Origin of the sequence: Mammaliicoccus sp. FSL K6-3158 (assembly GCF_038005105.1) — a bacterium.
Classification (GTDB): Bacteria; Bacillota; Bacilli; order Staphylococcales; family Staphylococcaceae; genus Mammaliicoccus; species Mammaliicoccus sciuri.
Window position 1 is genome coordinate 744817 of the sequence record NZ_JBBOSL010000001.1, and the last position, 12834, is coordinate 757650.

16 protein-coding genes are annotated in these 12834 nt (G+C 31.1%); 15 read left to right on the forward strand and 1 reads right to left on the reverse strand.

Translation table 11 applies throughout. From position 1 onward, the window contains the following. The first annotated feature begins 13 nt into the window (after positions 1-13). From rplQ to MHH94_RS03620, 13 genes are all read left to right on the forward strand, one after another. Positions 14-379, forward strand: coding sequence for a 50S ribosomal protein L17 (gene rplQ, locus MHH94_RS03560; RefSeq protein WP_025906481.1), 366 nt, complete (start codon positions 14-16; stop codon positions 377-379). A 329-nt stretch (positions 380-708) separates the two neighbouring features. Next, positions 709-1515: an energy-coupling factor transporter ATPase gene (locus MHH94_RS03565; protein WP_058591144.1), complete on the forward strand. Its 807-nt coding sequence runs from the start codon at positions 709-711 to the stop codon at positions 1513-1515. Beyond that, the gene (locus MHH94_RS03570) at positions 1512-2375 is read left to right on the forward strand and encodes an energy-coupling factor transporter ATPase (protein WP_078354932.1); all 864 of its coding nucleotides are present in this window, start codon (positions 1512-1514) and stop codon (positions 2373-2375) included. The genes MHH94_RS03565 and MHH94_RS03570 overlap by 4 nt, the downstream gene beginning before the upstream one ends. Beyond that, positions 2368-3165, forward strand: a complete 798-nt coding sequence (locus tag MHH94_RS03575; RefSeq protein ID WP_078354931.1) for an energy-coupling factor transporter transmembrane component T family protein — start codon at positions 2368-2370, stop codon at positions 3163-3165. Before MHH94_RS03570 ends, MHH94_RS03575 begins: the two co-directional genes overlap by 8 nt. A 10-nt stretch (positions 3166-3175) precedes the next feature. Further along, positions 3176-3979: a tRNA pseudouridine(38-40) synthase TruA gene (gene truA / locus MHH94_RS03580; RefSeq protein ID WP_088592207.1), complete on the forward strand. Its 804-nt coding sequence runs from the start codon at positions 3176-3178 to the stop codon at positions 3977-3979. A 209-nt stretch (positions 3980-4188) separates the two neighbouring features. Beyond that, positions 4189-4626 (forward strand): 50S ribosomal protein L13, encoded by a 438-nt coding sequence (gene rplM / locus MHH94_RS03585; RefSeq protein WP_025906474.1) that lies wholly within the window; start codon positions 4189-4191, stop codon positions 4624-4626. A gap of 19 nt (positions 4627-4645) precedes the next feature. Further along, entirely contained in the window at positions 4646-5038 is a 393-nt protein-coding gene (gene rpsI, locus MHH94_RS03590) for a 30S ribosomal protein S9 (RefSeq protein WP_025906473.1), read from the forward strand. A 981-nt stretch (positions 5039-6019) separates the two neighbouring features. Continuing rightward, positions 6020-9235 carry an N-6 DNA methylase gene (locus MHH94_RS03595; RefSeq protein WP_340839720.1) on the forward strand — a complete coding sequence of 1072 codons (3216 nt, stop codon included), beginning with the start codon at positions 6020-6022 and terminating at the stop codon, positions 9233-9235. A 302-nt stretch (positions 9236-9537) separates the two neighbouring features. Next, positions 9538-10215 (forward strand): YjjG family noncanonical pyrimidine nucleotidase, encoded by a 678-nt coding sequence (locus tag MHH94_RS03600; RefSeq protein WP_340839722.1) that lies wholly within the window; start codon positions 9538-9540, stop codon positions 10213-10215. Positions 10216-10375: 160 nt separating this feature from the next. Next, the gene (locus MHH94_RS03605; RefSeq protein WP_340839725.1) at positions 10376-10765 is read left to right on the forward strand and encodes a hypothetical protein; all 390 of its coding nucleotides are present in this window, start codon (positions 10376-10378) and stop codon (positions 10763-10765) included. A gap of 10 nt (positions 10766-10775) precedes the next feature. After that, a complete protein-coding gene (locus MHH94_RS03610) occupies positions 10776-10985 on the forward strand; it encodes a helix-turn-helix domain-containing protein (RefSeq protein ID WP_048541047.1) in 210 nt (69 codons plus the stop codon). Positions 10986-11065: 80 nt separating this feature from the next. Then, entirely contained in the window at positions 11066-11437 is a 372-nt protein-coding gene (locus tag MHH94_RS03615) for a VOC family protein (protein ID WP_078355001.1), read from the forward strand. A gap of 17 nt (positions 11438-11454) precedes the next feature. Next, the gene (locus tag MHH94_RS03620; RefSeq protein WP_025906453.1) at positions 11455-11916 is read left to right on the forward strand and encodes a DinB family protein; all 462 of its coding nucleotides are present in this window, start codon (positions 11455-11457) and stop codon (positions 11914-11916) included. A 21-nt stretch (positions 11917-11937) separates the two neighbouring features. Here the strand turns inward: MHH94_RS03620 and MHH94_RS03625 are convergent, their stop codons facing one another. Further along, positions 11938-12081: a hypothetical protein gene (locus MHH94_RS03625; protein WP_171992045.1), complete on the reverse strand. Its 144-nt coding sequence runs from the start codon at positions 12079-12081 to the stop codon at positions 11938-11940. An 87-nt stretch (positions 12082-12168) separates the two neighbouring features. Between MHH94_RS03625 and MHH94_RS03630 the strand changes: the two genes are divergently transcribed. Beyond that, positions 12169-12372 (forward strand): DUF1272 domain-containing protein, encoded by a 204-nt coding sequence (locus MHH94_RS03630; protein WP_037589002.1) that lies wholly within the window; start codon positions 12169-12171, stop codon positions 12370-12372. Between the two features lie 19 nt (positions 12373-12391). Then, the gene (locus MHH94_RS03635; RefSeq protein WP_078354926.1) at positions 12392-12832 is read left to right on the forward strand and encodes a GNAT family N-acetyltransferase; all 441 of its coding nucleotides are present in this window, start codon (positions 12392-12394) and stop codon (positions 12830-12832) included. Positions 12833-12834: the final 2 nt, after the last annotated feature.

Sequence of the window (12834 nt, forward strand, 5' to 3'; positions counted from 1 at the left end):
AGGAGGTTAATTCATGGGTTACAGAAAATTAGGTCGTACTTCTGATCAACGTAAAGCAATGTTACGTGACTTAGCTACTCAACTTATCGTTTCTGAACGTATCGAGACTACAGAAGCTCGTGCTAAAGAAGTTCGTAAAGTTGTTGATAACTTAATTACTTTAGGTAAAAAAGGTGATCTAGCTTCACGTCGTAGAGCTGCTCAAACGATTCGTGACGTTAAAATCTTAGAAGATGACAAAACAATCACTGCATTACAAAAATTATTCAATGATGTTGCGCCACGCTATGAAGAGCGTCAAGGTGGATATACTCGTATCATGAAAGTTGGTCCACGTCGCGGTGACGGTGCTGAATCAGTAATTATTGAATTAGTATAATCTATTCTTTATTGGAGTGACGAAAGTCACTTCAATCATTTCTATATAAATACAATTTATTTAACACACACAAAGCAAATGAGTGCAATGATAATGTTTACCACACATAGATATTGTCTAGCTCAGAGTACTCCACCACATTTGAATGACTTATTGCGTGAACTCGTCTATGGTGGAGTGCGCGCTTTTTTATTTTAAATCCGTTTATACGGATTTTTTTTATTGCATTTTATTTTATAATAGTTAGTATGTTTAAAGTAATTAATGCTTACAATTTCGTATGTATACTGTAAAATATATAGTAATTAACTTGTTGAAGGATGAATGTTATGGTGCAGGAAAATTTGATTAGGTTCTCGAACGTTACATTTAAATATGATGAAAATGAACCAGCTGCACTTCGCAATGTTTCGTTTAATATACAAAAAGGCAAGTGGACATCTATTGTCGGACATAATGGTTCAGGAAAGTCTACAATTGCTAAATTAATGATGGGTATTAACCAAAATTATGAAGGTGAAATCGTAGTTGATGGCATCTTACTGTCGAACGATACAATTGATGAAGTGAGAAGACATGTAGGTATTGTATTTCAAAATCCTGATAATCAATTTATTGGTTCAACTGTAGAGTATGATGTAGCATTTGGTATGGAAAATCAAAGTATAGACTATCACGTTATGCATGAAATAGTTGATGAGGTATTAACAGAAGTTGGCATGTCAAACATGAAAACATTCGAACCAAGTCATCTTTCTGGTGGACAGAAACAACGTGTCGCTATTGCAGGCATATTAGCAATGTCACCAGACATTATGATTTTAGATGAAGCGACAGCTATGCTTGATCCTGAAGGTAAAGAGAGTATTATGAACTTAATTAAATCTATTCAAATTGAACACCACTTAACAGTTATCTCTATTACACATGATTTAGAAGAAGCTGTTAATGCTGATGAGATTATTGTTATGAATAAAGGTGAAGTTTATAAACAAGACATACCTGAAGAAATATTTAAGCAAGGTGCCTATTTAACTGAAATTGGTTTAGACTTACCTTTTGCTATGAGAATGAACTACTTGCTCAATCATAATTATGAATATACAACATTCGAACAGTTGGTGAATCGAATATGAAAATAACGTTTGATCAAGTCACTTATGACTACAGTATAAAGACACCATATCAATATAGAGCTTTAAATCAAGTTTCGACGACATTCACAGAATCTAAATTTTATGCCATTGTAGGCCAAACAGGTTCTGGTAAATCAACATTAATTCAGCACTTAAACGCTATATTAAAGCCGACTGAAGGACAATTGAAAATCGGCGATACAAATATTACGAAGAAGACGAAATCAAAGAAATTAGCGCCAGTGCGTAAAAAAGTAGGTATCGTCTTTCAATTTGCAGAACATCAATTATTTGAAGATACAGTTGAAAAAGATATTATTTTTGGACCGCTCAATTACGGTACGGATAAAGAAGCAGCTATTCAAAAAGCAGAATCTCTTATGGATTTGTTAAGCATGGATCGTAGCTTATTAAAGAAATCGCCATTTGAGCTCTCAGGTGGTCAGAAACGACGTATAGCCATTGCCGGTGTATTAGCTATGGAACCTGAAATACTTGTCCTTGACGAGCCTACAGTGGGCTTAGATCCGAAAGGGCAACATGATATGATGGAACTCTTCAATGACATCCATGAAAATCTCGGTATTACGGTTATCTTAATTTCACACCAAATGGATATCGTACTTAAATATGCGGATGAAGTTAAAGTCATTAAAGCTGGTGAAATCGTTGCAGAAGATAAGCCAGTTAATATTTTTACAAATAATGAACTTCTGAATCAAACGCATCTTGAGCCACCTAATATTATTAAACTTCAACAAGCAGTTGAAGCTAAATATGATATGAAGTTTGATCAAATCGCCACAAGTGAAGAGATGTTTAAAGATATGTATGAAAAGCAGGTGAAGCCTCATGACTGATAAGTTAATAATCGGGCGATACATACCTGGTAATACAATTATCCATCGATTAGATTCACGTATGAAAATGCTGTATGTATTTATATTTATGATATTAATATTCTTTTGTAATTCATGGGCATCTTATGGCTTTATGGTGTTAACTGTATTAATCATCATGTATTTAGCACAAATAAGATTCTGGTTCTTAATTAAAGGATTAACACCTGTAATGCTGCTGTTTATTTTTACGTTCATCATGCATTTAATTGTGACGAAAGGCGGACCAGTCATCATTGATTTAAAGCTATTCACAATTGAACAAAATGGTATTGTACAAGGTGCATTTATCGTTTTAAGACTTGCGCTTTTAGTGATGATTTCTACAATCATGACGTTAACAACAAGTCCGATAAGCTTAACAGATGCAATAGAATCAATGTTGAGACCATTAAAAAAGGTTAAGTTCCCAGTCCATGAACTCGCAATGATGATGTCCATATCTCTTAGATTTATCCCAACATTAATGGATGAATTAGATAGAATCATAAAAGCACAAACATCTAGAGGATCTGACGTAACAGCAGGTAGTATATTTAACAGATTAAAAGCTATTATTCCGCTACTCATTCCGATGTTTATATCGGCGTTTAAACGAGCAGATGATTTAGCAGTGGCTATGGAAGCTAGAGGTTATAACGCTTCAAATCAACGAACAACCTATCGTAAATTAAAATGGAAACTAAGAGATAGTATTGGATTCGCAACAATTATTGTTGTAGCAATAGCATTATATTTATTAAGGAATTGAGGTGCAGACTTTGAGAATGTTAGTGAAAATTTCATATCACGGTGGACAGTTTATGGGATTTCAAATTCAACATCATGAACGAACTGTGCAATATGAATTTGAGAGAATTCTAAAAAGAATGCATCAAACATTTGTAAGAATACATCCTTCAAGTAGAACGGATAAAGGCGTGCATGCCATAGAGCAATATTTTCATTTTGATACACCATTAAATATTAAACCAGATAAATGGGAATATGCTTTTAATTCAGCATTGCCAAAAGATATACATGTACAAAGTGTAGAACAAATTGATGAAGACTTTCACTGTAGGTATGATTGTGTAGGTAAGAAGTATCGTTATAAAGTTTATATCGATCCAGAAAGACATGTATTTGAACATGACACAAAAGTACAACAAAAGAAACCCGTTGATATTGATTTGATGAATCAAGCTGCACAACATTTTATAGGTACACATGACTTTACAAGTTTCTGTTCACAAAAGACTGAAGTACAAAATAAAGAACGTACAATTTATCAAAGTGAAGTCGTTGAAACAGATGATGGATTTGAATTTATCGTTACAGGATCAGGCTTTTTATACAATATGGTAAGAGTGATGGTCGCTTATTTAATACTCGTCGGTGAAGGGAAGAGAAGCGGTGATGATATTCATCAGCTTCTTGAAGAAAAAGATCGAAACAAAGTACCACATACAGCACCAGCACATGGTCTATATTTAGAAAAAATTTATTTAGATAAAGCAGAACTTATTAATGAGTTCGGAAATGATATCAAAATATATAATAAAAAGTCTTCAAAAAATGTTTAAAACCAATTGACAAAAAGACAAATAAATTATATTATAGACAACGGTATTGTTTTATATCACCACCACGATAAGCCCCGGAATCTTATTGTGTTTTAAGATATAGAAGCAGGAATCAGACTAAGGAAATAAGATGTATGTATGAAGCTTTGGTACAGGTAATTACATACATCTTAACCCAGAACTTTTTTAAAATTTAGGAGGACACTATAATGCGTCAAACATTTATGGCTAATGAAGCAAACATCGATCGCAAATGGTACGTTGTTGATGCTGAAGGACAAACGTTAGGTCGTTTATCATCAGAAATCGCATCAATCTTACGCGGTAAACATAAAGTAACTTACACACCACACGTTGATACAGGAGATAACGTTATCATCATTAACGCTGAAAAAATCTACTTATCAGGTAATAAAGAACAAGATAAAATTTACTACCGTCACTCAAATCACCCAGGTGGATTAAAATCAGTATCTGCTGGTGAATTAAAAGAGAAAAACCCAGTTCGTTTATTAGAAACATCTATCAAAGGTATGTTACCTAAGAGCAAACTTGGTGAAAAACAAGGTAAAAAATTATTCGTATATGCTGGTGCAGAGCATCCACATGCTGCACAACAACCTGAAAACTACGAGTTACGTGGTTAATTAAGAGGAGGATACTACATTGGCACAAGTTGAATATAAAGGCACAGGTCGTCGTAAACATTCAGTAGCACGTGTACGTTTAGTACCTGGTGAAGGTAACGTAACAATTAACAAACGTGACGTACGTGACTACTTACCATTTGAATCATTAATTTTAGATTTAAACCAACCATTTGATGTAACTGAAACAAAAGGTAACTACGATGTTTTAGTAAACGTTCAAGGTGGAGGTTTCACTGGACAAGCACAAGCTATCCGTCACGGAATTGCACGTGCATTGTTAGAAGCAGATCCAGAATACCGTGGATCATTAAAACGCGCTGGATTACTTACACGTGACCCACGTATGAAAGAACGTAAGAAACCTGGTCTTAAAGGTGCTCGTCGTTCACCACAATTCTCAAAACGTTAATATTATTTCAAATATATCATCGTTTTGGGCGATTATATGGCGGGAATTGGTGTAATAATCAATTAATCATCTATATATTAAAAAAAGCATCAGCATATTTGCTGGTGCTTTTTTTCTGGCATTAATTTGAATAACATATTTGCTTTGTTGTGATGTTTATATGTCATAATTTTTTTGATACATATGTAATATCAATGTCTTGAATAAATAAAATTAATTCATGAGAATCACTTAAGGCATGAGATGTACTTCTTTTAATATGTAGCAATGTAAACAAACCGCTTAATATTTAAGATAGTTTAATTACTTCAAAATAAAGTTATATTCTTTTTCTTTGAGTGTAAATTGATGACAAGCTTATTCACCTCTTTATTAATCCTCAATTCTTGTTCTGAATTTTGTAATTTTAAGTAAGTGTTATCAGAAGGAGGACTTGATTGAATGTTCTAGTTTTATATCATGTTCATAAAGATTATCTAATCTAATTGTAATCAATTCCATATCTCTCATTCCAATCGTAGTAGTTCATCGTTGATATGTTGGTTCATAAATACATTAATAGTACGTCTTCGTAAGGTATTTAAATCAGCAATACTTAATAATGAAGAAAGTGTTTTTGTTTTATAACAACATATGAGTAATGATATTACATCATTAATAGAAGATAATCGTTACATAGTGGTTAGCAGAATTTGGAAGTTGGTAGGAATAGAGGTCTTAGATCAGCTAGTAGTGAACAATGTAGATAATCTTATAAGCTTGAAGAGAGGGATTTTTTAAAGGAGAGAAATACTCTTTTTTCTTTGTGCTATAATAACGTCGTAGTATTACTATACATGATATAATGTTGTAATTTTGATGAAATCAAAAAAATAAAACCATTTAAATACTAATATAAGAAAATTATTATATAGCTTTGTTAGAGAACATGCATTAAAGTATAATATTAGCAATAGATAATTTATAAAAGGACTGATTAATTTGTCAATAAAGATTACTAGATGGTTAGAAAGACTATCATTTACTGAAGATAATGAAGTATGGACATTAGATATAAAGGGTAACAATGTAATGGTAGACATGAAAAGTGAATCTATCATCTACCCTGATGAAATTAAAATTGGAAGAGAGACAACCACAAACTTTTCATCAGAAGAGAATTTTGTGGTCTTAGACGTTGTGATTGGACTGCTGTCGCAAGGGTATTCTCCACAAAACATCGAAATAGAAAAGGGATATCGCTTAGGTCATGTTGAAAAATCAGGAAATGCTGATATAACAGTTCATAATAATTTAGGGAAAACATTCATGATTATTGAAGCGAAAACTTTTGGAACTGAATTCGAAAGTGAATGGGGTAAAACTGTTAGGCATGGCGGACAATTGTTTTCATATGAACGACAAGAAAATACTGCAGAAATACTTGTATTATATGCATCGAGATTAAAAGAACAAGGTATAGAGAGAATGTATAATGCAATTAGTTTAATTGATAATATGACTTTTTTGAATACATTAGATGAACCAAAATCTTATTTAACCGCAAGAGGTGGGAATGATAAATTTGAGGTGTGGTCACAAACTTATCAATATGATTATATTAATAACGGTGTTCTAGAAAAAGATATAGAACCATTTACAATTAATAAATCCAAAAGAACGGTAAATGATTTAAGTGAAATTACTCACGAGGAAGTTTCTGCTAAATATAACGAATTTGCATCAATATTAAGAAAATATAATATAGGTGGGAAGGAAAATGCTTTTGATAAATTAGTTAATTTATTTTTAACTAAAATTGTGGATGAAGAACAGAATAGAGATGATCTTCAATTTAATTGGAAGGGAGTTGCGCAAGATACATATTTTGAACTTGTAGATAGATTACAAAAATTATATCAAATAGGTATGGAAAAGTTTTTGGGAGAAAATGTCACATATGTATCAGAAAGTGATGTTGAGAGAGCATTCAGACTTAGAGAAGATGCAGCGAAAGAGTCTGTTTTAGACTACTTCAGACAATTAAAGTATTTTTCTAATACTGACTTTTCATTTATTGAAGTCTATAATGAAAAACTTTTCTATCAAAATTCAAATGTCTTAGTTGATATTATAAAGGCCTTTCAAGATATTAAATTAAAAACCAATACACAAAATCAATTCCTAGGCGATCTATTTGAAGGCTTTTTAGATAATGGAATTAAGCAAACCGAAGGTCAATATTTTACCCCATTACCAATAGTGAAGTTTATTATACAGTCATTGCCCATAAAAGAAATAAATGAACAGGATGATATTCCAAAAGTTATAGATTATGCTTGCGGTGCTGGTCACTTTTTAAATGAATATGCAAATGTACTATCTGAATATATACCGGAATCTCGTTTGTCAGAATATATGTCTAGTATCTACGGAGTAGAGAAAGAATATAGACTTAGTAAAGTTGCGAAAGTTTCATCGTTAATGTATGGTCAAGATGAAATTAACATTATTTATAATGATGGTTTAAAAAGTAACAATCTTATAGAAGATAATTCCTATTCAGTAGTAATCGCAAATCCACCTTATTCTGTTAGAGGATTTTTATCAACATTACCAAGAACCGATAAAGCTAAATATCAACTTTCTAAATATGTATCTGATGAAAATACAAACAGTAATATAGAGTTATTTTTTATAGAGAGAACAGCGCAATTATTGAAATCAAAAGGAATAGCGGCAATAATCTTACCAAGTTCTATTTTAACAAATGAATACACCTTAACGAATCAAACTAGAAAATTAATTTTGGAAAACTTTAATATTATTGCTATTAGTGAACTTGGTTCAAATACTTTTGGAAGTACTGGAACAAATACTGTAACTTTATTTTTGCAAAAAAGGGAATATCCTCCAAATGAAGCTACACATTTTAAATATATAGTAAAAAGGTGGTTTGAAAACAAAGCTGATCCTGATGATGAAAAAATAATAGAAGAGTATGTAAATCAACTATCTATCGAGTTCGACGATTACAAAGAATTACAAAATTATCAAATAGAGAAACTTCTTAATTATGAACTATTTAAAGATTATGAAACAGATTTTGCAAAGACAGAATATGCGAAAAGAATTAATCGTAAAAGAGTAACTAGTAAGTATTCTTTAGAAGATAAAAAGAATGAATATAATAATGAATTTATTAGATATGTTATAAGTATTGAAAATGAAAAAGTGTATTACTATGCATTAGCTAGAAACCAGAATGTTGTTATTATAAAATCACCTGTAAAATTAGCAGAAATACAAAAGTTTTTAGGTTATAAATGGAGTAAAAGAAGAGGACGTGAAGGAATAGTATATTTAGGTGTAGATATAGATGATGAAGATTTAGAGGTTAATAAAAATCGGGCTTTACAATCGCTTGACACTCCTCTATTCAACCCTTTGGAAGAGAATGATGCTTCAAAAATAAGTACATTAATAAAAAATAGTTTTAATTCAATTGTCAATGAAATTCCAGTTGATTTAGAAGATTATGTTTCAACAAATGAACTAACTAATATGTTGGAGTTTAACAATACATCATTTAATGCAAAAATAAATACAATTCCGGTTGTCAAACTATTGGTTGATAGTAAATATCCAGTTGCTAAATTAGGAGCTATAGTTAATGTAACAATAGGAGGAACTCCGTCGAGAACAAATAACTCCTACTTTACTGGTGATAATTTATGGTTATCAATCAGAGAAATGAATAAGAGGGTTATAACTGATACTACAGAAAAAATAACAGAACAGGCTATTAATGAATCTAATGTTAAATTAATACCAGAAGGCACAACATTATTAAGCTTTAAGCTCACAATAGGAAAAGTAGCAATTGCAGGTACTGATTTATACACAAACGAAGCAATAGCGGGTTTAATTCCTATCAATAAAGATGAAATTTTAGATTCATATTTATATGTATTGTTTGCTTCTCAGCTTATAAATCTAGAAAGTGTAGGAAGCAAGGCATTCGGTAAAAGCCTTAATACAACATATCTAAGAAATGATATAAGAATTCCTGTACCTCCAATTGAGATACAAGAAGAAATTTCTAATGAAGTTGATAAAATCATTAATACTGATAATAATCTCACAGAAGAAATGGTTGAGGCAATTCAAGCATTATTATATGAAAAAGAAATAATAAAAGAAGTAAGAGAATTTTAGTTTAAAGACATATCGATGTGATGTATTCAACTAGCATCATATGAATCAAAATGGTTAAATCGCAACTGTTTCAATTAGTATATATCGATATTTATCCACTTTTAGTATTACAAAACCTTGATATAGTTGGGTTGAGCTTGATTGACTATATATTATATATGAAATTCAACTTGATATTTTTCAAAACGTTAATATTGTTTATATCATCGTTTCAACACTTCTCGAACAACTTCGAGGAGTGTTTTTTATATGTAATGGTATAATATATTCCATAACCTTACAGACTAAAAGGGGACTTTTCGATGTATAAACATATTTTATTTGATTTGGACAATACTTTATTAGATTTTAATGCTGGTGAAAGGGAAGGGATTATGGCAGTTTTTGAATCTGAAGGTATTGTGTTTAATGATTTGAATTTTAAACAGTATCAGGATATCAATAAGCGTTTATGGTTAGAGCTTGAGCAGGGAAAGGTTTCTAAGGATGAGGTGTTAACGACTCGCTTTAAAGAATTTTTTGAGCTATTTGATTTAAATGTTGATGCGCGTGCTAAAGAAGCTATTTTTAGAAAGACGTTGAATAATAATCATGAGCTAGTTGATGGTTCGAAAGATATATTAAGTTATTTGAAAGAAGCGGGTTATCATCTTTATAGTGCTTCTAATGGTGTTTATGATACTCAGATGAAACGCATGCATGATGCAGGTATTTTTGATTATTTTGATGATCATTTTATTTCTGAGAAAATTGGATTTGAAAAGCCTCATAAACAATTTTTTGATCATTGTTTAAGTGGTATTAAAGACGATGATGTGTCACATTATTTAATGATAGGTGATACGTTAACATCTGATATTGCTGGTGCTAATGAATATGGTATTGATTCATGTTACTTTGACCATCAAAATCTTAGTAACGGCGATATTGCGACGTATGTTATTAATCATTTAGAAGTGTTAAAGGATATATGTAAATAAAAATAAGCATAAAGCAGTCAGACTGTTTTATGCTTATTTTTATCGAAAAACGATAAAAGGGAGAGATTTCGATGAGTAATATTAGTAATACTGAAAACGTAGTTACACGATTACATTAATTACAATGATCCTTAATATTTTGATACTAGGTGTTATTCTTGTGAAATTCTTTATCGAAGTTCCTGTAAGTACAGCATTTGATTTAAGGGATGCCGTATTCTATTACTTAATATGCTTTACTATTCAATCGTTGTTAACAATAGTTTTCTTTATATTTGTTCTAAGGTTTGTAAAAAATATAAAGAAAAAGGACTTCTTTAATTCTGGGAATTATAATAAAATATTTCATTCTTCAATCATCATTATGATATATGCTACATTAAATTCAATGAAGAGTTTAATTGGTGTAGACATCATATATAAAGATTTATTAGATACTGCGCCGTTTACTACGGTATTATTGTTGAATATTGCTTTAATGATGTTAAACTTCCTTGCGATTGATGATGAATCTGAATCAATGAAAGAAGAACATGATTTGACTGTTTAAGGGTGACAAGATGATAAAAATTAAATTAGATGAAATATTAAAAGAAAAGCATGTTTCTCTGACTGAACTTGCTCAAGAGGTAGATATTACGATTGCAAATTTATCTATTTTAAAGACTGGAAAAGCTAAAGCTGTTAGATTTAGTACGCTAGAAGCAATATGTGAATACTTGGATTGTCAGCCTGGTGACATCATGGTTTATGAAAAGGATGCAGAGTGAAGTTAAACTTTGTTATTTTTGCACTTGAATCATATATAGCGTATTCTAAATATATTAAATGAATGAAGGTGATATGTATGATTGAAAAGTTACATCAAGTCATGTTATATATTGATGATCAAGAAAAGGCTGTTGAATTTTGGAAGGATGTAATGAACTTTGTTGTGAAGTCTGAAGATGAGTTGCCTGAAGGTTTCAAGTCTGTAGAAATTGCGCCTAGTGAAGATGCTGAAACGTCATTTGTATTATTTGATAAAGCTTTTATTGAAAAGTACAGTCCTGAAGTGAGTTTAGAAACACCTTCTTTAATGTTTAAAGCTTCGAATTTTGATGAATTATATAAGTCGTTAAAAGAACAAGGATTAACTGGTCATGATATTATAGAAATGCCTGAGGGTAGAGTATTTAATTTTCATGATAAACAAGGTAATTATTTTGCGATTACTGAGTAAAAACGGAGGGAATTGAAATGATAGAAGCGCAGTTCCGAATTTCTTATAGTATGCTATCTGATGTTGTCAAAGATATAGATGAGAAACAAGCGGATTTTCAACTGGAGTTAGCAAAAAATAATATTAAATGGCAACTTGGTCACGTAATTGTGGCAAATGAATCATTTGTCTTTGGTACAAGTGAAGAAGGTAATATACTCGGTGAAAAGTTAGGTAAATCATTCTCACCAGGTACTTCACCACAAGATTTTACAGGTGTTGAGCCAACTTTCCAAGAATTAAAAGGTATATTAAATCAACAACTAGAAAGAATATTAAATGCACTTGATGAACAAATGGACAAATCTAGAAAAGCACCAATAGCGAATATGGATACTTTTGCAGAAACAATTTCATTTGGCATATTGCATACGAATTATCATACTGGTCAAATTAAGTTGATGAAATCAATGTTAGATAAATTAGATCAAGGCGTATAATAAAAGAGAGAAGAGAAACGATTAAGTTTCTTTTCTCTCTTTTTTGTTAGTACAGTCAAAGCATAATAATGTTTTATCTTCTTGCACAACACCCTCGATAAAGCCACTATTACAATAAATATCTGTTTGGCATTTTGCACATTTACCTACGAATTCTTTTTCCATAGAATCACACCTTAAAATTCATTTTATGTACTTAAAAGTGATATGATAATTATGTATATACTAACATATTTTTATGGAGTGATAGAAATGGCTTTAGAGATGAAACCGAATTGTGAAAAATGTGGTTATGAATTTCATAAGAAAAGTAATGCTTTTATATGTGTTCAAGAAACAACATACTGCAGAGAATGCGCTGAAAATTTATATTATGTATGTCCAGAATGTAATGGTGAACTTGTCGTTCGTCCAAAAGCAAAAGCTGATACTAAAACTGTAATGGGAGACCGTTAATGATAAATGAGGTGATGGATTGAATATTCGAAGATTACAACTCAATGAGATAGAGGAAGTTGTTTCTGTATTTGATGACTATCGTGTTCATTTTGGTCAACAATCAGATATAAAGACGACGTATGAATTTGTATATAGAAATATTTCTCGTGAAGAAGCTGTTATATTTATAGCTGAAGCGAATGAGCAAGTGATAGGATTTGTACAACTATACAAAATGTTGTCATCAATGAAAATGTCAAACCTACTTATTATTAATGATTTATTTTTAACAGCAGATGCGAGAGGTCAACGAATAGGTGAGCAATTAATGAATCAAGCATTTACTTATGGGAAAGAAAATGGATATGAGACAATATATTTAGAAACCGAAAAATCAAATATAGCTGGTAATCGTTTATATCAAAAATTAGGCATGCAAATCGATGATGAACATAACTATTATCATAAACATTTATAAAC

What these genes read in the sequence shown, in the direction of transcription:
- rplQ (WP_025906481.1), top strand. Translation starts at nt 14, where the DNA reads ATGGGTTACAGAAAATTAGGTCGTACTTCTGATCAACGTAAAGCAATG.
- MHH94_RS03565 (WP_058591144.1), top strand. Translation starts at nt 709, where the DNA reads ATGGTGCAGGAAAATTTGATTAGGTTCTCGAACGTTACATTTAAATAT.
- MHH94_RS03570 (WP_078354932.1), top strand. Translation starts at nt 1,512, where the DNA reads ATGAAAATAACGTTTGATCAAGTCACTTATGACTACAGTATAAAGACA.
- MHH94_RS03575 (WP_078354931.1), top strand. Translation starts at nt 2,368, where the DNA reads ATGACTGATAAGTTAATAATCGGGCGATACATACCTGGTAATACAATT.
- rplM (WP_025906474.1), top strand. Translation starts at nt 4,189, where the DNA reads ATGCGTCAAACATTTATGGCTAATGAAGCAAACATCGATCGCAAATGG.
- MHH94_RS03600 (WP_340839722.1), top strand. Translation starts at nt 9,538, where the DNA reads ATGTATAAACATATTTTATTTGATTTGGACAATACTTTATTAGATTTT.
- MHH94_RS03610 (WP_048541047.1), top strand. Translation starts at nt 10,776, where the DNA reads ATGATAAAAATTAAATTAGATGAAATATTAAAAGAAAAGCATGTTTCT.
- MHH94_RS03620 (WP_025906453.1), top strand. Translation starts at nt 11,455, where the DNA reads ATGATAGAAGCGCAGTTCCGAATTTCTTATAGTATGCTATCTGATGTT.
- MHH94_RS03625 (WP_171992045.1), bottom strand. Translation starts at nt 12,081, where the DNA reads ATGGAAAAAGAATTCGTAGGTAAATGTGCAAAATGCCAAACAGATATT.
- MHH94_RS03630 (WP_037589002.1), top strand. Translation starts at nt 12,169, where the DNA reads ATGGCTTTAGAGATGAAACCGAATTGTGAAAAATGTGGTTATGAATTT.